Annotated in this window: 18 protein-coding genes and 1 pseudogene; 6 read left to right on the top strand and 13 right to left on the bottom strand. The window is 67.4% G+C overall.

The window, feature by feature from the left end; genetic code table 11:
- The first annotated feature begins 34 nt into the window (after positions 1–34).
- Positions 35–1033, top strand: a complete 999-nt coding sequence (gene glpX, locus ACQ3HE_RS04385) for a class II fructose-bisphosphatase (RefSeq protein ID WP_064296437.1) — start codon at positions 35–37, stop codon at positions 1031–1033.
- Between the two features lie 79 nt (positions 1034–1112).
- On the opposite strand, the gene ACQ3HE_RS04380 is transcribed toward glpX, so the two are convergent.
- Together ACQ3HE_RS04380 and ACQ3HE_RS04375 are read right to left on the bottom strand one after the other, a co-directional pair.
- A complete protein-coding gene (locus tag ACQ3HE_RS04380; RefSeq protein ID WP_430891448.1) occupies positions 1113–2492 on the bottom strand; it encodes a DNA recombination protein RmuC in 1380 nt (459 codons plus the stop codon).
- A gap of 58 nt (positions 2493–2550) precedes the next feature.
- On the bottom strand, positions 2551–3132 hold the full coding sequence (locus ACQ3HE_RS04375) for an exonuclease domain-containing protein (RefSeq protein ID WP_064296572.1): 582 nt from the start codon (positions 3130–3132) through the stop codon (positions 2551–2553).
- A 132-nt stretch (positions 3133–3264) separates the two neighbouring features.
- Between ACQ3HE_RS04375 and ychF the strand changes: the two genes are divergently transcribed.
- Complete coding sequence (gene ychF, locus ACQ3HE_RS04370; RefSeq protein WP_085510494.1) at positions 3265–4338, top strand: redox-regulated ATPase YchF; 1074 nt, start codon at positions 3265–3267, stop codon at positions 4336–4338.
- 770 nt (positions 4339–5108) lie between these two features.
- On the opposite strand, the gene ACQ3HE_RS04365 is transcribed toward ychF, so the two are convergent.
- On the bottom strand, positions 5109–5879 hold the full coding sequence (locus ACQ3HE_RS04365) for a hypothetical protein (protein WP_430891446.1): 771 nt from the start codon (positions 5877–5879) through the stop codon (positions 5109–5111).
- Positions 5880–6302: 423 nt separating this feature from the next.
- The gene (locus tag ACQ3HE_RS04360; RefSeq protein WP_430891444.1) at positions 6303–8117 is read right to left on the bottom strand and encodes a DUF262 domain-containing protein; all 1815 of its coding nucleotides are present in this window, start codon (positions 8115–8117) and stop codon (positions 6303–6305) included.
- A gap of 388 nt (positions 8118–8505) precedes the next feature.
- On the opposite strand from ACQ3HE_RS04360, the pseudogene ACQ3HE_RS04355 reads away from it, so the two are divergent.
- Both ACQ3HE_RS04355 and ACQ3HE_RS04350 read left to right on the top strand, forming a co-directional pair.
- A pseudogene (locus ACQ3HE_RS04355) lies at positions 8506–8758 on the top strand (type II toxin-antitoxin system RelE/ParE family toxin).
- Positions 8745–9062, top strand: a complete 318-nt coding sequence (locus ACQ3HE_RS04350) for a HigA family addiction module antitoxin (protein ID WP_430891442.1) — start codon at positions 8745–8747, stop codon at positions 9060–9062. Before ACQ3HE_RS04355 ends, ACQ3HE_RS04350 begins: the two are co-directional and overlap by 14 nt.
- A 90-nt stretch (positions 9063–9152) precedes the next feature.
- Here ACQ3HE_RS04350 and ACQ3HE_RS04345 read toward each other — a convergent pair whose 3' ends face one another.
- Positions 9153–9671: a hypothetical protein gene (locus ACQ3HE_RS04345; RefSeq protein ID WP_430891440.1), complete on the bottom strand. Its 519-nt coding sequence runs from the start codon at positions 9669–9671 to the stop codon at positions 9153–9155.
- A 135-nt stretch (positions 9672–9806) separates the two neighbouring features.
- Between ACQ3HE_RS04345 and ACQ3HE_RS04340 the strand changes: the two genes are divergently transcribed.
- Positions 9807–10976, top strand: a complete 1170-nt coding sequence (locus ACQ3HE_RS04340) for a hypothetical protein (protein WP_430891438.1) — start codon at positions 9807–9809, stop codon at positions 10974–10976.
- A gap of 13 nt (positions 10977–10989) precedes the next feature.
- On the opposite strand, the gene ACQ3HE_RS04335 is transcribed toward ACQ3HE_RS04340, so the two are convergent.
- Positions 10990–11337 carry a LysR family transcriptional regulator gene (locus ACQ3HE_RS04335; protein ID WP_064296432.1) on the bottom strand — a complete coding sequence of 116 codons (348 nt, stop codon included), beginning with the start codon at positions 11335–11337 and terminating at the stop codon, positions 10990–10992.
- Between the two features lie 46 nt (positions 11338–11383).
- Positions 11384–12601: an ice-binding family protein gene (locus ACQ3HE_RS04330; protein ID WP_430891437.1), complete on the bottom strand. Its 1218-nt coding sequence runs from the start codon at positions 12599–12601 to the stop codon at positions 11384–11386.
- Between the two features lie 210 nt (positions 12602–12811).
- On the opposite strand from ACQ3HE_RS04330, the gene ACQ3HE_RS04325 reads away from it, so the two are divergent.
- Positions 12812–14467 carry an ABC-F family ATP-binding cassette domain-containing protein gene (locus tag ACQ3HE_RS04325; protein ID WP_430891436.1) on the top strand — a complete coding sequence of 552 codons (1656 nt, stop codon included), beginning with the start codon at positions 12812–12814 and terminating at the stop codon, positions 14465–14467.
- Positions 14468–14483: 16 nt separating this feature from the next.
- Here the strand turns inward: ACQ3HE_RS04325 and ACQ3HE_RS04320 are convergent, their stop codons facing one another.
- The 6 genes from ACQ3HE_RS04320 to nadB form a co-directional block, all read right to left on the bottom strand.
- Positions 14484–15053: a carboxymuconolactone decarboxylase family protein gene (locus ACQ3HE_RS04320; protein ID WP_430891435.1), complete on the bottom strand. Its 570-nt coding sequence runs from the start codon at positions 15051–15053 to the stop codon at positions 14484–14486.
- Between the two features lie 219 nt (positions 15054–15272).
- Entirely contained in the window at positions 15273–15488 is a 216-nt protein-coding gene (locus ACQ3HE_RS04315; protein ID WP_079705518.1) for a hypothetical protein, read from the bottom strand.
- Between the two features lie 135 nt (positions 15489–15623).
- Complete coding sequence (locus ACQ3HE_RS04310) at positions 15624–15824, bottom strand: hypothetical protein (RefSeq protein ID WP_064296429.1); 201 nt, start codon at positions 15822–15824, stop codon at positions 15624–15626.
- Positions 15825–15932: 108 nt separating this feature from the next.
- Entirely contained in the window at positions 15933–17075 is a 1143-nt protein-coding gene (locus tag ACQ3HE_RS04305) for a cysteine desulfurase family protein (protein ID WP_430891434.1), read from the bottom strand.
- A gap of 1 nt (position 17076) precedes the next feature.
- The gene (gene nadC, locus ACQ3HE_RS04300; protein WP_430891433.1) at positions 17077–17928 is read right to left on the bottom strand and encodes a carboxylating nicotinate-nucleotide diphosphorylase; all 852 of its coding nucleotides are present in this window, start codon (positions 17926–17928) and stop codon (positions 17077–17079) included.
- A complete protein-coding gene (nadB, locus tag ACQ3HE_RS04295; RefSeq protein WP_430891432.1) occupies positions 17922–19547 on the bottom strand; it encodes an L-aspartate oxidase in 1626 nt (541 codons plus the stop codon). The genes nadC and nadB overlap by 7 nt, the downstream gene beginning before the upstream one ends.
- Position 19548: the final 1 nt, after the last annotated feature.

Here is a 19548-nt window from a genome sequence, read left to right as displayed (position 1 = left end):
ACCGAAGCGTCGTGTCCCACGAGGCGAGCGATCCATGGAGGATCCAGTGACCCAGCCTGAAACCGGCTCCCACTATCTGCAGCCCGACCGCAACCTCGCCATGGAGCTCGTGAGAGCGACGGAGGCCGCCGCGATCCGGGCGGCGCCGTTCATCGGGCGAGGCGACAAGAACGCCGCCGACGGCGCAGCGGTCGACGCCATGCGCGCCTTCCTCGGCACCGTCAACTTCGACGGCGTGGTCGTCATCGGCGAGGGCGAGAAGGATGAAGCGCCCATGCTGTTCAACGGCGAGCATGTCGGCAACGGCCGCGGCCCGTCCTGCGACATCGCCGTCGACCCGATCGACGGCACGAGCCTCACCGCCGCCGGCCGCCAGAACGCCCTCTCCGTCATCGCCGTGTCCGACCGCGGCAGCATGTTCGACCCGTCCGCGGTGTTCTACATGGACAAGATCGTCACCGGTGCCGACGGCATCGGTGTCGTCGACATCAGCCAGTCCATCGGCGACAACATCCGCGAGCTCGCGAAGGCCAAGGGCAAGCAGCCCGAGGACATCCGCGTCGCCGTCCTCGACCGACCGCGCCACGCGCAGCTCATCGAGGAGATCCGCGCGGCGGGTGCCGGGACACGGCTGCTGCTCGACGGCGACGTCGCGGGTGGCATCAACGCCGCGCGCTACGACTCGCGGATCGACATGTGCGTCGGCATCGGCGGCACGCCTGAGGGCATCATCACCGCGTGTGCGGTGAAGGCGCTCGGCGGGCTCATCCAGGGCAAGCTCATGCCGAAGGACGACGCCGAGCGTGAGCGTGCGCTCGCGGCCGGTCACGACCTCGACCGCGTCCTCGGCGCGAACGACCTCGTCCGAGGCGACAACACGTACTTCGTCGCGACGGGCGTCACCCACGGTGAACTCGTCGACGGTGTGCAGCGCAAGGGGCCGATCATCCGCACCGAGAGCCTCGTGCTGCGGTCGCGTTCCGGCACCATCCGTCGCGTCGAGGCGGACCACCTCGCTGCGAAGTGGCTGTAGCCGCTCCTCCAGCGGAGCGAAGCGCCCGGTTCCACCTCACTGTGGGACCGGGCGCTTCGTCGTGCGGCGTTCGTGCAGGTCAGTCCTGGAGCCGGTGCGCGAGTCGCGCCTCGAGCTCGCTCGGCTCGCCGTCGGACGGCTCCGGCGAGGGCTGCGCCTCCGGTGCGGTGAGGCGCTTCGGTGAGGCGTCGCTCTGGCTCACCTGACCGATGACCGTCGCCTCGTCGAGGGCGTCGAGCTTGCGCGCCGTGACGAGCACGCGGGTCTCGAACGACGAGGCGAACTGGTTGTAGTTGGTGACCGTGCTCTCGATGGACCGGCGCAGGCGGTCGGCGTGGTCCGACAGCGTCGAGAGCCGCTGGTAGAGCTCCTTGCCGAGGTCGAACAGTCGCTTCGCGTCCTCGGTGAGGACGTCCTGCTGCCAGGTGAACGCGACCGTCTTGAGGACCGCCCACAGGTTGACGGGGGAGGCGAGGGCGACCCGTTTGCCGAAGGCGTAGTCGAGCAGGCTCGCGTCGGCCTCGAGCGCTGCGGCGAGGAGCGACTCGCTCGGGATGAAGCAGATCACGAACTCCGGGCTCGACTCGAGGCCGCGCCAGTACCCCTTCGCCGCAAGGGCGTCGACGTGCGACCGCACGGCCTTCACGTGCTGCGCGAGGAGGGCGGTGCGCCGTGCGGCCTCCTCGCCCGTCGCGGTGACGGGGATGGTGCTGGCTTCGAGGTACTGCGCGAACGGCACCTTCGCGTCGACCGCGATCGACTTGCCGCCGGGGAGTCGCACGACCATGTCTGGTCGACCGATGCCGTTGTCGGACGTGATGCTCGACTGCAGGTCGAAGTCGACGCGCTGCGTGAGGCCTGCGGCCTCCACGACGTTGCGGAGCTGGGTCTCGCCCCAGACGCCGCGCGTGGCGTTGTTGCGGAGCGCCGAGGCGAGCGACTCCGTCGTCGACCGCAGTCGTTCCTCGGACTCCGAAGCCGTCTTCAGTTGTTGTGCGAGCTCGCCGTGCTGTCGGCTGCGCTGCTGCTCGAGTTCCGCGACCTTCGCCTGCATGTGTTCGAGGCTGTGCTGCACCGGCGCGAGGGCCTGCAGGACCTGACTCTCCTCGTGTGACTGGCGCGATCGTCGTTCGGCGTCGGCGCGGTGGCGCTCGGCGAGCTCGCGGTACTGCTCGCGCTGGGCGTTCAGCTCACGTCCGAGCCCGTCGGCTGTGGCGTCGAGTGCGGCGAGTTCGGCGCGCAGCGCGGCCCGGATTTCCGCCTCCCGGGCGGACGCATCGGCGAGGAGTTGCGCCTGCTGGCCGCGGAGGTCGGCGAGCTGGGCGGTGTGCCTGGCCTCGAGCAGCGCCGGGTCGACCGACCCCGCGCCGGCGCGCCGCTGCAGCAGGAGGACCGCCACGGCTGCGCCGATGACGAGTCCGATGAGGAGGCCGATCCCGAGGGCGAGTGCGCTGTCCATGCCCTCAGTGTGTCGCGGGCCGCCGACATCGCTCGGAGGCCGCGCGGCGACCGCGCGCTCAGGCGGCGACGGCTGTCCCGATCCGGCCGATCTTCACGCTCGTGAGCTGCGCGAGTTCGGCGATCGAGGAAGCTCCATGGCGGGCGGCGGCGTGGATGATGATGTGCGCGGAGGCCTCGGCGTCGCCGGTGGCGTCGTGGTGCTGGAAGTCGTCGAACCCGGCGGCGAGGGCCGCCACGGGGAGCCGGTAGGAGTCGAGCTGGTACGTCTTGCGGGCGACGTTGAGGCTGCACAGGTAGCTGAGGTCGGGGCAGTCGAGGCCGGTGGCGGCGCAGCCACCCCGGATGACGCCCATGTCGAAGCCGGCGTTGTGGGCGACGAGGGCGTCACCCTGGGCGAAGTCGAGGAGCGTGTCGAGCTGGTCCGCCCAGCCCGGCGCCCCGAGGACGTCGGTGGCGACGATCCCGTGGATGCGGGTGTTCCACTCGAGGAACGCGTCGTGTCCGGCAGGGGGCTGGATGAGCCAGCCCGCACGGTCGACGACGATGCCGTCGCGGACCCTGACGAGGCCCACGCTGCAGGCGGAGGCGGATGACGAGTTCGCGGTCTCGAAGTCGATGGCGGTGAAATCCAGTGGCACGTCCTCACCCTCGCACCAGCGTCCGACACCGCTCGGGTGGCACGCCGCAACCCGCTCGATCGACGGTGCCGATCCGTGCCCGGAGCGGAGGCGCGACCCACGGGGACGCGCGGCCAAGTACGATAGACCCTCGTGGCTCTTACTCTCGGCATCGTCGGCCTGCCCAACGTCGGCAAGTCCACCCTGTTCAACGCGCTCACGCGCAACAACGTGCTCGCAGCGAACTATCCGTTCGCGACGATCGAGCCGAACGTCGGCGTGGTCGAACTGCCCGACGCCCGGCTCGGCAAGCTCGCGGAGATCTTCGGCAGCGAGCGCATCCTGCCCGCCGCGGTGTCCTTCGTCGACATCGCCGGCATCGTCAAGGGCGCGAGTGAGGGGGAGGGGCTCGGCAACAAGTTCCTCGCGAACATCCGTGAGGCCGACGCCATCGCGCAGGTCGTCCGCGGCTTCGCCGACCCCGACGTCGTGCACGTCGACGGCGATGTGAACCCGGCCTCCGACATGGAGACCATCAACACCGAGCTCATCCTCGCCGACCTCGAGACGCTCGAGAAGGCGATCACCCGGTTCGAGAAGGAGGTCAAGGGCAAGAAGCTCGACCCCTCCGTCCTCACGGCGGCGAAGGAGGCGCAGGACGCGCTGAACGCCGGCACCCCGCTCTCGGCGACGAAGATCGACCTCGCGCCCATCAAGGAACTCGGTCTCCTCACGGCCAAGCCGTTCATCTACGTGTTCAACGTCGACGAGGACGTCCTGCAGGACCAGGCGAAGCTCGACGAGCTGGCCGCCCTCGTGGCACCGGCGAAGGCCGTCTTCCTCGACGCCAAGCTCGAGTCGGAGCTCGTCGACCTCGACGAGGACGACGCCCGCGAGATGCTTGAGTCGACCGGCCAGACCGAGTCCGGCCTCGACCAGCTCGCACGCATCGGCTTCGCGACGCTCGGTCTCCAGACCTACCTCACGGCGGGGCCGAAGGAGTCGCGTGCGTGGACGATCCCGCAGGGTGCCAAGGCGCCCCAGGCGGCCGGCGTCATCCACACGGACTTCGAGAAGGGCTTCATCAAGGCCGAGGTCATCTCGTTCGACGACCTCGTCGAGACCGGCTCCGTCGCCGAGGCGCGCTCCAAGGGCAAGGCCCGCATGGAGGGCAAGGACTACGTCATGCAGGACGGCGACGTCGTGGAGTTCCGCTTCAACGTCTGAACTTGCGCAGTCTCGCACCTTCAGGGAACGGTTCGGACCAGCAGGTCGAGCCGCCGTCTAGTCATCTGTGGCCGTGATTGGTTGCGGGGTCGTTACTTGCAGCATGCGCAGCGTCGCCGCGTGAACTCACGAAACATCCCAGGGCACGATACCGATTTCCGGCATCTATCTGATGCTGCCATCGGCCAGACCTCTTGGCATGCAAGGCTGACCTTAGGTTCAACCGTCCATTCCGCGTCGCGGACGAGGTAATGGAGACTCATCTCGGACGTCAGGGCTTTGTCTCATCATCACAGCCCGTTGGTACCCCACTTTTCGGGCCGTTCATTCCGGCCCTGGGATCTTGTGCTTCGGCTCAGCAGTGGCGAGGCTTCTCGCGGAACTGAAACTCTCGAGTCAGTTCAATCTCCGAAAGTAGGCGCAGAACGGGACCGAGTAGAAATGCTGCCCGAGGTGTGCGCAGACCCGCCGGGTACTACCGGCGGGGACAAGGTAACCTCTCGCACATCCGGCGACTCACGAAATTGCTCTGACGACTCTGAAAGGTATGGGCCGACTTTCGAGTGAAGGTAAACCGCCACAATCGTTCTAGCGCCTGTGGTCCGCTGTCCGAGTTCGGGCGAGCGTGGCCGCTTACCCGCTCTCATGATAGATCAGCGTCGACGGCCAAAGGTTGACGGTGGGTACATTGAACAATCTCACGTCAACCACGATCGCCTCGGTCTCCCGTCAGACTACATCCGCCTTCGTCCCGATTGGCTCGTGCACATCTAACTTGTAGTAGATGCCACGACTCCAGAGGTGAACCACTGGACGAGGGTCGCTGCAAGAATGACTGCGGCTCGCGCTTCTTCGAGGCTGGCGTCAGCATAATCAGGGCGGCCGTGTCGGCTCTCGTGTCCTCTCCAGAGTGTTCGGAGCATCATAGCGAGACTCTTGGCCCCGGGAGCCTTCGAGTTGTCTCGGAAGACAAGTCGCCAGCTCGGCGTATCAGCCTCGAGGAGGGAGAAGACATTAGCAAGTGTCGGCTCGGTCTTTCCGGTGGGAATCACAGATAGCGCGGCAATCTCTACAGCCACGACAGCGTGATTATAGGCGACGGAAGCACGCGGGTTGGTCCCATAAGCGTCGAGCCATGCTTCCTGGAGCTTCTTTGATGCCGCATCCGACGCTTGTAGGACGCTGCGGACTGCTTCTTGTACTCCATCCGGGACTCGCTTTGCGAGACGAGCGTTTACAGCGTTCCAGCGGACCATCGTCCATGCTGATCCGCCGTTACTGAGAATAGCTTCTAGCGGGTGAGGACTTCCGGTGGGAAAATAACTGTCGCTGGCGAAATAGTCGACCAAGTTAGTGAAAGCGTTATCGGGCAGATCACGGAGATAGGGGAGGATCTGGTTTTCCCAGTCCAGCAGCCTGTCTGCCTCGAAGCCCAAATTCGCGCGAGTCGCGTTCTGAAAGTCCACAAATCTGTGCGTGTAGGCGTAGCCGCTACTTACATCGATGATGCCATGTATCCATCGAAAGATGGCCTCCCTCATGTAGCTAGGGAAGCTCTCGGTCAACGCTTCCTCTCTGCCGGTAGGGATTACAGGGCGCCACATTTCATTGTTCACACGATCAGCGTAGTGTCGGCCACCGACATGGTCCGGCTCACGAAAAGTGGCGCGGAGCAGCCCTGAGCCCCTCGAAACTTCCGGGCCCGAACTGTATCCGCTCTGACGCAACATTTGCCATCTTCACGCCGGTGGTGACCGGACACACGTGCACTTGGAGCAGGCTCACCTTTGAGCTGTGAGAAGGCTAGCGAACTTGTCAAGGTGACCCTCACTACGAAGCGCCGTACTATTGGCGCGAGCACGCGGAGATCGAAGACTTCACAACACGTCGCGTAGGTAACCTCGAATCCTTGCGTCGACTGGGCGGCCAGAAGAAACTGAAGCGACTCCCGAAGTCAATCTAGCTCAGGTCTGAAGCTTAGGCCACAGATCCAGCGCCCGCTGAGCGATCGATGACAGACGCTCGTTCGACTGTTCGGCCTTCCAGATTTCTGTTTCTAGGGCGGCGATCAGCGGCTCGTCCTCAGGATTGACCCACTTCTTGAGCTCGACGCACTTGTCGTCGAACTTCTTCGGCAAGCTTGCGTTGACCTCGGGAGGTACGAGCGCAAGATTTCCAATCTTGAAGATCCACGAGTTTCGTTGAGTCGCCTCAGACCTCCCTTCAAGGCCTTGAAGGTGCTCAAGGGAGAGCTGTCGCCCCAGGTCGAGCCTTGTGGCCGCATATGATCTCTCGGTTCTCGTGAGAATGTGGCGGATACGGAACGAGTCTTTCGCTCGGGTTCGAGAGTACGCGAGCCGACCGATTCCATCACGGAACTGTGCGTCCGATGCTTCTATCTTAGAAGCACCGACTTTGAAGCCGGTCATCGCGTTGTCAATGGCGGTCGTCGATGCAGCGGCGGAGACGGCTGAAGCTGCCTGTCGATAGAGACGGCGAATAGTTGAGGTGGAGGGTCGTTGGGCTATGCTCCAACGAAACTGGAAACTCTCAATGAGTCGTAAGAACTGAAGAAGTCTGCGCCGAGAGATACCTGCCTTGGCTTGGAGAAATGAGCGCATTAGAGCAACGAGAAGGGGAAGTGGCTGGCTCGAGCCAGCGACGAGGATGCCGTAAAGTCGCCCGCACAAGTCTTCGTACTTGTCTCGTCTCCAATTCTTATCCAACTCGCGCCAGGAGTCGGCAGAACCGTTGCTCATGAGCGTCTGGTCTAAGCTGGCAAGAATCCGGGCGTCTGTCCAGAGGTCCCTGATTAGAGCTTGCGCAGCCTCGTTGCGTTCTCCGCAGTCGTCCAAGTGATCGGCTATGGATCGACGCAATCGGGCCTGCTCGATGATTTCGGTACCGGCATGTTTGGGATGATAGCGAGAATTCCAGGCGTAATATAGAAAGAAGTCAGGCGTCATTCCCTCGAAGGTGAGCTCGTCCAGGGTTTCGAGTGTTTCGGACCATCCACGCTCTGAGCTATCCTCATCCCCGGAAGCGATCTCGGCGAACAGCATGTTCTTCACCAGATCCATTACGGTGAGACTCTTGCCGCGATCGTTCAGGGTCTCGAAGATTGTAAATGCATTTTTTCGATCTTCCACATTGATATAGACAACCTCCGATTCAAGGATTGCGTCGCGGATTGTGTCTAAGTGTTCGACTTTGTCCTGTCGGACCTTGAGTTCGGTGCGTAGCAAATCGTCAAATATGACGTACGCCTGCGACTCGAGTGATTCCGGATCGTAGCCTGGGGAGGTTGCTCGATCCTCTTTCCTAAGAAGAACGTTGTCGTTGAGCCTACTCGCTGCACTGGCATCTCGATTCTTCAGTCGATGATTGCGAATGCCGTCTCGGTCGAAAAACTCGAGATATTCATTAATTCCAGTTACTCTACCCGGGCTGTTGAGCTCAAGATACAAGTCTCGAATCGCGCTCAGGGCGATGATTGCAGTAGTAAGGCGTTGTTGTCCATCGATGACTTCGCGCGGTGCTGACGTCGTGCCGCTGGTTACCATGCTGCCGAGAAAGTGTGGGTCGGTGGCTTCGGTCGTGTCTGTCCAGAAGTCCCTAATATTCTGTGGCTCCCAAGCGTATCTGCGTTGATATCTCGGGACGATATGTTGTCCTTGCTGGAGTACTTCACCGAGGGTTCGCTTGTTCGCGTCGATTTGCAAGGTGTTCGTCCTATCGGTACGTGTTGGGAGCCTGCGGAGCCGTTCGATGGCCGCCACTCAAGACGGTTGCGACCAGATGGTGGGTCCCGCCTGAAGAGCGGCCCTCGAATGAGCGTACAGTTCTCTTCGAGATTCTTGTTGTTTTTGCCCTCAAGATGCTTCTGGGCCCCGCGCAGAAGGGTGTGTGGCCGTGGTAGGGACATTATTCGGCAGATTCCACCTAAGGTCTACATCTGTGGAAATCGGAGTGGCCTACAGGTGCTCTGCGGGGATTGCGTCGGGAGTCCCTGTGGCCGCTGCTGTGCTAAGGGCAGGGCTCGTGAGGAGTCGAAAGCTAGGTTGAGCTTGATCTCGATCGTTGGTCCCGACGTGAGTATGTAGCTGGCTCGTCGACGTTTATTTGGCTTAGATATCCCCAGATCGGTTGCGACAGACGGCGTCATCAGTGCAGGTGTCTCCTGCCGCCAGCAGGTTATGTGCGATCGATCCTCGGATCCATCGGGTTGCGCTCCGGAAGCTTCGCCAGGTGGGTGCCGCAGAGATGCTCGACGATCTTCAGGTCCCACCGGGCAACCGACTCGAGCCGCTCAAGGGCGATCGTGCCGGGCAGCACAGCATCAGGATCAACGACCAATGGAGAATCTGTTCCTGTGGACGGACAGGGGCCCGAGGAGGTGGAGATCGTTGAGTATCACTGACTCGAGCGGCAAGCTAGCACCGATCCACCCCGGTGACGTGCTCATGGAGGACTTCATCGAGGGGTTCGGCATCACGCAGAACAAGCTGGCGGTGTCCATCGGAGTCCCACCACGTCGCATCAATGAGATCGTCCACGGCAAACGGTCCATCACAGCGGACACCGCGCTCCGGCTTGCGAAGTACTTCGGCACTTCGGCGCAATTCTGGCTCAACCTGCAGATGCGCTACGAGCTCGATCTCGCCGAGGATCGGCTTTCGCAGCAGATCGCGGCGATCACGCCACTGAAGCCTGCGGCCGCGTAGCGTCACACTTCCACGCCGAGAGTGCGCGTTCTGTCGCCTGCGTACGGGTTTCGGGACAGAACGCGCACTCCGGGTCGAGGCGATCGACCGTCACCACCATCGTCTGGCGCGAGGGACCAAGCCCAGTAGAGCTGCGAGCCCGGCGAACGCGCTGACCACCCCGAGGAAGCCCACAGGGGTGTCGCGGAGCGGGCCGATGACGAGCAGGGCACCGAGGCCGAGCGCTGCCACGCCGAAGCCGGTGCGCCAGCGTCGCCCGACCTTCGCCGATGGGCGGCGGCCGGGCAGGTCGGTGGGTCGCGGGCGCGCGCCGCGCCGTGCGCTCAGCGGCGGTCCGCCGTCGTCCGGCCCATCGACGGCACGACCGAACCCGTCGACCCACGGACCGGCACCGACCTCGGGACAGCGATCGTGGACGTTGGTGTCGCGGGTCGAGGCATCCGCCGGGTGGGCAGGCATGGCTGCGGCGAGATCCACGTCGAACCTGACGGAACCGTCCGGCAGGAGGGCGTCGTAGCCGACGAACCGCAGCGGCCGTCGGCGCCATCTCGACGTGCCACGGAACGCCGTCGCGCGGACGGCGACGGGACGGTCGGGCGATTCGCGCATGGATCGATGGTGGCACATCGGGTCTCCGTGGTTCAGCACCCAGATGCTTCCGACGTCCCTGCCGCCAGCGGGGTCGTGCTCCGGCGGTACGCTCGATGAGGCGCCACCCGAACGGGCGCCTCGGGGAGGCCACGGGTGACGATCGATCTGGCGAGCATGCTGGTGGTGGCGGTGATCGTCTGCGCCGCGTGCGGGATCTTCTACGGACTCGACAGCGCGCGAACCCTCGCCGGACGCCATATGGCAGCCTGGATGTCCGGATTCGCCACCACCCTGCTCTCCGCGGTCAGCTATCTCGCCGCCACGCTCAACGGCGACTCGGTATGGATCGTCGCCGTCGCCAACGCCGCCATGGTCGCCTCGATCGCCGCCCTGTGGGTCGGGTGCCGGCTGTTCAACGGTCGGCGCAGCCTCGTGCTGCTCGGCACCCTCTTCGTCGGGGGGACGGCGATCTCCGCCGTCCTCGACCCCACCGACGACCCGGAGTGGGCCGGCACCATCGCCCGGCTCATCTCGCTCATCATGCTGTCGCTCCTGGTCGCGTACGAGGCGCGACGGGGGCGGATGCGAACGGCACCGGCGTCACTGGTGCTCGTCGTGGTCATGATCCTGCACGCGGTGTTCACCGCCGTGCGCCTCGCGGTCTACCTCACGGTGGGTCCTCACTCGGAGATCTTCGAGCGGCTGTTCAGCACGCCCATCGTGACCTACATGAACCTCGTGTTCGTCGTCGCGATCGCCGTCGGCCTCGTCCTCCTACGCTCCTGGGAGCGCAAGCAGCGCCTCTCCTCGGAGCGGGTGGGCGTCCGCACGGTGGGGCGCCGCGCCTTCATCGCCGAGGCGACCCGACTCCGCGACAGGCAGCAGTCCGACAGTCGCCTCGCGATCCTCGTCGTGGCGATCGACGGCTACGGCGACCTCCGCCGCGCCTACGGGATGGCGACGGCGGGGGAGCTGGAGGCACTGCTCGCAGCCGCGGTCTTCCGGGAGCTGCCGGCCGGGTCCGTCTGTACGCGAGTGTGGGGCGGGACGATCCTCGTGGCCACGTCGGTCGAACCAGGGCCGACCGGCCTCTCGGGGCTCCACGACCTCGCGGCACCGATCGCCGCCGGCTACCGGGAGGCCGTGACGCAGCAGCTCGACGGTTTCGCCGGTGCTGCGAACCTCGGCGTCGCGGTGGATTCGGCCGCGCCGACGCCCGTCGAGACCCTCCTGTCGATCGCACGGACGGCCCGAGCCGACGCGGAGCGGCGAAACGAATCGGTGCGGGTCGTCGAATCCTCGTCGGAGACGCAGGACCGCTGACGGCGCGTGCGGCTCAGCGGCCCTGGCGCTTCTTGTACGGCAGCGGCTCGCCCTTGACCTTCGGCGCGCGACCCTTGCCCTTGTTCGCTTTGGCTTTGCCGCCCGGCGCGGGAGCCGACTTCGCTGCCGCTGCCGCAGAGGCGTCGAGCTGGCGACGCGCCTCGATGAGGAACGCGTAGCCGGCGTCCGTCAGCTGCGTGGATTCCACGTCGCGAGCGAACAGTTCCGCTCCGACGCTCTCCTCGAGCTTCCGGACGTCGGCGACGACGGTGCTTCGCGGCACACCGAGCGCCTTGGCCGCCTTCGCGAAGTGGAGGGTCTCCGCGGAGGCGACGAAGGAGCGCAGCTGCTTGTGATCCATGCCCTCAGCCTACGGTCACGGCGTCAGGCTGCCGACCAGCGTCGCGTCAGCCACCCAGCTGGTCGCGTCGACGACGTCGCACGATCACCGAGGCGATGCCCGCGAGCAGGCCGAGGCCGAGCAGGGAGCCGGCCACGATCGCGAGCGTGGATCCCTGGAACCCGGTGTCGGGGAGCCTCGTGATGTCTCCGGCTGGAACGGCCGGCTGCCCGGGGACCTGCGGGGTGCCCGGCGGGACGATGACGATCGTCGATTCGATGGAGTCGTCGGGCGCGCTGCCGTTACTCGCGGTGATGGTGACCGTGTAGGTCCCGGGCGTCGTGGGCGTGCCGGTCACGCCACCGGTCACGCTGTCGAGGACGAGTCCCGGGGGCAGGACACCCGAGGTGACCGTGTACGTCGCGTCGGGGCTGCCGGTCGAGGTGACCGTGCTGTCATAGGTCGTGCCGACGGTGCCGCCGGGGAGCGGAGCGGAGGTGATCTCCGGGCTCGTCGTGACCTCGGAGCCGCTGCCGTCGTCGCAGCCGGTCGGCCGGTTGATGACGGTGTTGATGAGCGTCACGGCGCCGGTGGACGCGAGGAGACGTCCTTCGACGACCGTGCCCGCTCCCGTGGAGATGGACGTGTCGGCGAGGATCGTGCCGACGAAGGGCGCGCCTCCGTTGAGCGTGGCGTCGCTGCCGACACGCCAGAACACGTTGCAGGCGCTCGCGCCGCCGACGAGGGTGACCGAGGAACCGATGCCGGTCTTCAGCGTGCTCGCCGCCTGGAAGACCCAGACCGACTCCGCGGTGCCGGTGAGCGTCACGTTTCCGGTGAGGGAGATCTCTCCGCCGGCGTAGACGCCGGGAGTGAGGTTGAGGTCGGTGAGCTCACCGACCTGCTGCGGGGCCGGCGTGAGGCTGGAGGCGACGCCCATCGCCTTGAGGAGGTCGTTCTTGGCCAGGGCGGCGGGCTCGTTCGTCACGTTCTGGGTGCCGTTGACGAGGCCCGGCGGGAAGCCGGTCACGGAGCTCTCCGGGCTCAGCCCGAGGTCGCCGTTGATCGTGGTCGCGCCGGTGTTGGTGACGGCCGATGCGGCGAGGACGCCGTAGTCGGCTGCCGTACCGAGGAAGATCGGGCCGTCGATCGAGGTCGCGGCGTTCGCCGGTCCGGCACCGATGGCCAGGAGTCCGACGGTCACGACTGCCGCTGCGGCGAAGAGCCGTGGGCGAGTGCGACCGGGTCTGGCGCTGTGGTCAGGTGGGGAGAGTTCGAGGCGCATGAAGGCCCCTTCCGTGTGGGAGGGGCGCGAAGCCAACGAGGATGGCGACATCAACCGCAACTGTTCCCTGTGTACCACCTTCGGGGGTCGCTAGATCAGCTAGCGCTCCTGATGTAGCCAATCGTTATCGTGATGCGATACGCTACTCCGCCGACTCGTGGCGCGAAATGAACGTTCACCGAGGCCCGGACGGAATGAGACGATTGCAGCATGACTGCAACGCTCGTGGCCCAAGGCCTGGCCGGAGGACACGGCCACCGCACCCTGTTCGACGGCCTCGATCTGACGGTGGCGCCGGGCGACGTCATCGGCGTCGTCGGGATGAACGGCGCGGGGAAGTCGACGCTGCTGCAGCTCCTCGGCGGCTCGCTCGAACCGCAGGCCGGCACGATCACGCTGTCGCCGTCCGACGCCTTCGTGGGCGCGCTCCCGCAGGAACATGAGCGCGTCGTCGGTGAGAGTGTCGCCGCCTACATCGCCCGGCGCACCGGCTGCGCTGCGGCGACCGAGGCGATGGACGCGGCCGCCGCGGCGCTCGCCGAACCCCCGCAGGCCGGCGCGGACCCCGCGGACGTCTACTCCGCCGCCCTCGACCGCTGGTTGGCGAGCGGCGCGGCCGATCTCGAGGAGCGGATCCCCGCGGTCCTCGCCGACCTCGGGCTGGACCTCGACGCGGATGTCACGACCACGATGATGACCTCACTGTCCGGTGGGCAGGCCGCTCGCGTCGGACTGGCGGCGCTGCTGCTGTCGCGATTCGACATCGTCCTCCTCGACGAACCGACCAACGACCTCGACCTGGACGGCTTGGAGCGGCTCGAACGCTTCGTACAGGGATTGCGCGGAGGTGTGGTGCTCGTCAGCCACGACCGTGAGTTCCTCGCCCGCTGCGTCACGCGCGTCCTCGAACTCGACCTCGCGCAGCAGAGCAACCGGGTCTTCGGGGGAGGATACGAGGCCTACCTCGAGGAGCGCGAGGTCGCCAGGCGGCACGCCCGCGACGCCTATGACGAGTTCGCCGACAAGAAGGCGGATCTCGTCGGTCGCGCCCGGGTGCAGCGGGAGTGGTCCAGCCAGGGCGTGCGGAACGCGATGAAGAAGGCGCCCGACAACGACAAGATCCGGCGGAAGGCCTCGGCGGAGTCCTCGGAGAAGCAGGCCCAGAAGGTCCGGCAGATGGAGAGCCGCATCGCTCGGCTGGACGAGGTCGAGGAACCGCGCAAGGAGTGGCAGCTGCAGTTCACGATCGGCAGCGCACCGCGTTCGAGCACGGTCGTCGCGACGCTGTCCGAGGCCGTCGTCCGGCAGGGCGACTTCCAGCTCGGCCCTCTGTCGCTCCAGGTGAACGTGGGCGATCGGATCGGCATCACGGGGCCCAACGGCGCCGGCAAGTCCACCCTGCTCGCGACGCTGCTCGGTCGTCGCGAATCCGACGCGGGCAGCGCGAGCCTCGGCTCGAGTGTGCGGATCGGCGAGATCGACCAGGCCCGCTCACTGCTCGTCGGCACGGAGCCGCTCGCCGACCGCTTCGAGGCGATCGTGCCCGACCTCAGTCCGGGAGAGGTCAGGACGCTCCTGGCGAAGTTCGGGCTGAAGGCCGACCACGTGAACCGACCCGTCGACGAGTTGTCGCCGGGGGAGCGCACCCGCGCCGGGCTCGCCGTGCTCCAGGCGACGGGGATCAACCTGCTGGTCTTGGACGAGCCGACGAACCACCTCGACCTCGCTGCGATCGAACAGCTCGAGGAGGCACTCGAGAGCTACGACGGAACACTCCTCCTCGTCACCCACGACCGCCGCATGCTCGACACCGTCCGGATCGAACGGCGGTGGGTCGTCGAAGCAGGCCAGGTCTCGGAGCGCTAGCCCGCGGTGTCGCGTTTCAGAGGCCCCGGACGAGCGCGTCCCGCAGTTCGGGTCTGATGTCCTCCGGAACGTCGACGTCGACCGCGAGCGCCTGGATCGCTCGGCTGTAGTAGTTGCGGGCGGCCGCAGCGAGGGTGATGTCGAGGATCTCCCGGTCGGAGAAGCCGTGCTGGCGCAGGGTCAGGCTGTCGGCGTCGGTCATCCGGTCCGAGTCGCGACCCACCCGTTCCGCGTAGGCCATCATCGCGACCTCCGCGGGGCTCAGACCGGCGTCGCGATAGTCCGCCGCGATGCGCACGAGCTGGTCCTCCTCGAACAGCGACAGCGATCTCCGGCCGTGAGCGAGACGGCAATGCCGTGACCGCGTCCCTCGCGCCGCGGCGAGCGTCACGAGCTCGTAGCGTCGCAGGCCGAGCGGTCGGGCGATCTCACCGATCAGCGCCTCCCATGCGGCGTAGGCCCCGGGGTTCAACGCCATCACCTTCGTGTGCGCCGCGACGAAACCCTGGTCGGCGATGTCGTCGTCGTACATCGCGGCCGTCGTCGCATCGGCATCGGCTTCGGGAATGGTGCGGAGGATCGACATGTCGGCCACCTCGTCGGAACGGGTCGCGGGCCGGGCGTCCGCGGCTACCGTTCATGATGGCACTCGAGATCGGCGCTGTCAGAACCCTTTTCCGGCGGGTCTCGGCGATCACATCGGCATCACCGGCCCCGGTTGTCGCCGGGGGAGACCCGCGCCCCGACAATGAGCGAGGACCCCGCGGCGTTCGCCAGGCGGGGTCCTCGTCGTTCAGAGGGCGCGTCAGTCGCGCAGCTGCTCCTTGTAGTCGTTCTTCGCCTCGGTGGTGTCGCGCTCGGCCTCGGCCTTCTTCACGTCGGCCTCCGCCTGCTTCACCTTCGCGTCGGCCTTGGCCTCGTCGACCTTGTCGCCGATCCGGTCCTTGGCGTCTTCGACGGTCTCGCCGATCTTCCGGCCGGTCGCCTCAGCAGCGTCCTTGGCGTTGTCCAGGAATCCCATGTCAGCTCCGTCTCTGATCCCGACTCTCGGTCACCGTTCAAGCCTCGCGGGCCCGCGCCCGCACGGCAACCACTTGTGTTCCGAGGCGTGGACGGCTAGATCATGAGACGATCCGGCGCGGGTGGGCGTCGTCCCTCAGGGAGCGGGGGCGCCACCGTCGGTCGGGGTCGCGTGCGGCAGCCAGTCCTTGAGGATGACCTCCTCCGGGTCGACCAGACGCTCCGTGTGGAGGTCGTACTCCGGGTCACGCTCGGCGAGGAACCGGGTGACGGCGTCAGCGTCCTCGTTGTCGTGTCGACGTCGTGCGCGGTCTGCCGCGTCCTGCTCGGTGCTCATGGATCCCACCGTAGCCCAGCCTCCGGCGGTGAGCGCCGCCAGACACCCGGCGTCGGACACCCGGCACCGAGCGCCCGGCCGGATCCGTCCGGTCGGGCGTCGTGGGGTTCAGCGGAGACCCGCGACGGCCTCCACCGAGGCGACGACGGCGTTCGCCGTCCGGTCCAGCTCGGCCGCAGTGACGGCGGCGGTCCAACTGAAGCGCACGGCGGTCTGTGCGACCTCCGGAGCGATGCCGATCGCGAGGAGGGCCGGTGACGGCTCGTCGCTGCCGGCGGCACACGCGGAGCCGCTCGAGGAGATGACGCCCCGCCGTTCGAGTTCGAGGAGGACCGCCTCGCCGGAGGTCCCGGGGAACACGAACGATGCGATGCCCGGTAGGCGTCGTTCGGGGTGGCCCGTCAACCGAGCACGCGGGACCTCGTTCAGGACCCTCGCGATGAACGCGTCACGCAGTCCGCTGACGCGGTCCACCGCTTCCACCCGATCACGCTCGGCGAGCTCCAGCGCCGTCGCGAGCCCGACGGCGGCGGCCACCTGTTCGGTCCCGCTCCGGCGACCGCGTTCCTGACCGCCACCGTGCAGGAGCGGTTCCAACGGCAGGGAGCCGCGCACGGCGAGCAGTCCGACGCCCTTCGGAGCACCGAGCTTGTGGCCGGCCAGGCTCAGCGCGTCCACGCCGAGGCGATCCAGTCCGAGCGGCAGCCATCCCGCCGCCTGCACGGCATCGGTGTGGAACGGGACGCCTGCGGCCTGGGCGACGCCTCCGAGCGCCGACAGGTCCTGGACCGTGCCGATCTCGTTGTTGGCCGCCATCACCGAGACGAGCACTGTGTCCGGCCGCAGTGCAGCGGCGAGTTCGGCCGGGTCGACCAGGCCGGTCCCGTCCACCGGGAGGACGGTGGCCTCGACCCCGTGGAACCGCGTGAGGTACGCGACCGATTCCGCGACCGCCTCGTGCTCGATCGGCGAGGTGACGACATGGCGTCCGCGATCGAGGGCCGCCAGGGTGATGCCCTTGACTGCGAGGTTGTCCGCTTCGGTGCCGCCCGAGGTGAACACCACGTCTCCAGGTCGGACGCCCAGCACGGTCGCGACGCGTCGCCGGGCGTCCCGCAACGCCCCGGCCGCCGCCTCGCCGACGGTGTGATGGCTCGACGGGTTGCCGAAGGTGCTCGTCAGGTACGGCCACATCGCCTCGAGCACCTCCGGGCGCACCGGCGTCGTCGCGGCGTTGTCGAGGTAGAGCATCTCAGTCGACCGAGACGTCGAGCCCGAGGTCGAGGGACCGGACGCTGTGGGTGAGGGCACCGGAGGAGATGACATCGACGCCGGTCTCCGCGATGGCCCGCACCGTCGTCAGCGTCACGTTCCCGCTCGCCTCCACGATGGCGCGGCCGGCGATCAGCGCGACGCCCTCGCGGAGCTGGTCGACGGTGAAGTTGTCGAGCATGATCGTGTCGACGCCCGCCGCGAGCACCGCCTCGATCTGGTCCAGGCGGTCGACCTCGACCTCGATCGTCGTCGTGTGCGGGAGCTCCTCGCGAGCCCGCAGCAACGCCTCGGTGACCGTCAGGCCGCGCTCGAGGAGGACCGCCAGGTGGTTGTCCTTGACCATGACGGCGTCGGAGAGCGAATGGCGGTGGTTGTGCCCGCCGCCCGATCGCACCGCGTGGCGCTCGAAGACGCGCAGGCCCGGGGTCGTCTTCCGGGTGTCGACGATGCGGGCGCGGGTGTCGGACACGGCTTCGACGTACGCCGCGGTGATGGTCGCGATGCCGCTCATCCGCTGGACGAAGTTCAGGGCGACGCGCTCAGCGGTCAGGACGGCACGCGCCGGACCCGACACCATGGCGATGGTGTCGCCCGCAGCGAACCGTTCGCCGTCGGCGACGAGGAACGCGACCGTGATGCGTGGGTCGGTCAGTCGGAACGCCGCCTCGAACACGGCCGAACCGCTGAAGACGCCCGCCTCGCGGGCGGCCAGGGAGGCCGAGGCCGTGGCGTCCTCCGGGATGAGGGCCGCCGCCGTCAGGTCGCCCCACGGGGCGTCCTCGACGAGGGCCGCGGTGACGGTGGTGTCGATGAGGTGTGGGGTCAGCATGGTGCGAGCACGGTTCCGTTCACGGATGGGTGGGTGGTGGGCTGGGGCGCGTCGGCCGAGGTGGCGAGGACGATCGCGATGGGCGACGCCTGATCCGGATCGACACCGGGATGGTCGTCCCTGGCGTGGGCACCGCGTGACTCGGTGCGCGCGAGGGCAGCGGCGACAACGGCCCGGGCGAGCAGCAGGAGGTTGCGGTCCTCGGTGGCCGCGACCGACCGTGGCGCGGTGACGACGTCGTCGAGCTCGGTCGACCAACGGTCCAGGGTCCGGCGCGCGAGCTCGAGACCACGCGCGTCACGGACCAGCCCGGCATCCCGCCACATCACGGCGTGGAGCGCCGCGCGGCTGAAGGGCTCGACGGCGTCCGTTGGGAGTCGGAGGTCGTCATCGGCCGCAAGGGGATCGAGGACGACCCGCTCACCACCGAGCCTCGGGCGACCGGCGATCGGACCCGGTGCCGCATCGATCGCCGCGACGGCGCGGGCCGCGAAGACGGCACCCTCGAGGAGCGAGTTGGAGGCGAGGCGGTTGGCCCCGTGGACGCCCGTGCGAGCGACTTCGCCCACGGCGAGGAGCCCGGGCAGGGTGGTCCGGCCGTCGAGGTCCGTGGCGACACCGCCCATCCAATAGTGTGCGGCCGGGGCGACGGCGACCGGTGTGCGCGACCAGTCGACGCCGGAGGCTCGGAGGTGCTCGTCGATCCCCGGGAACCGCGCGGCGAGGCGGTCCGCACCGAGCGCGGTCGCGTCGAGCGTCACCGGGGCGCCGCCCTGCGCGGCCATGGCCCGCGCGATCCCTCGGGCGACGACGTCGCGTGGTGCCAGCTCGGCGTCGGGGTGGAGCTCCCGCATGAAGCGTTCACCGTTCGCGTCCCGGAGGACGGCCCCCTCGCCACGGACGGCCTCGGAGACGAGGAAGCTTCCGGGTGTGGCGAGCGCGGTCGGGTGGAACTGGACGAACTCCACGTCGGCCAGCACCGCTCCAGCACGGAGTGCTGCAGCGGCGCCGTCGCCCGTCGCCACCGCCGGGTTGGTCGTGAACGGGTAGAGCTGCCCGACACCGCCGGTGGCGAGGATCACCTGGTCGGCGTCGACGGTGAACGCACCTCGCTCGGAGGACCGGAGGTGTGCACCGGTGACCGTCCCGGCGGTGACGACCAGGTCGACGAGGACGGTGTGCTCCAGCACGGTTACCCGCCGGGCCGCAAGCGTCTCGACGAGCGCCGTCTCGATCGCCGCGCCGGTCGCGTCACCGCCGGCGTGCAGCACCCGGGGGTAGGAGTGGGCCGCTTCGAGGCCCTTCGCGAAGCCGTCGCCGTCGCGGTCGAACGCCACACCGAAGGCGATGAGCTCGCGGATCCGTTCGGGCCCCTCGGTGCAGAGCACCCGGACGGCCTCCTCGTCGCACAGCCCCGCGCCGGCCAGCAGCGTGTCCCGGACGTGGTCCTCGACGCGGTCGTCGTCGAACATGACCCCGGCGATCCCGCCCTGCGCATAGCGCGTGTTGCTCTGGCCGAGGACGTCCTTGGTGACGACCACGACCTCGTGCCGTTCACTCGCGTGGATCGCGGCCACGAGCCCGGCGATCCCGCTCCCGACCACGAGCACCGTCGCCATG

This window comes from Plantibacter auratus (assembly GCF_050587365.1).
In the GTDB taxonomy this organism is placed as follows: Bacteria; Actinomycetota; Actinomycetes; order Actinomycetales; family Microbacteriaceae; genus Plantibacter; species Plantibacter auratus.
This window is presented reverse-complemented; position numbering and strand designations above follow the sequence as displayed.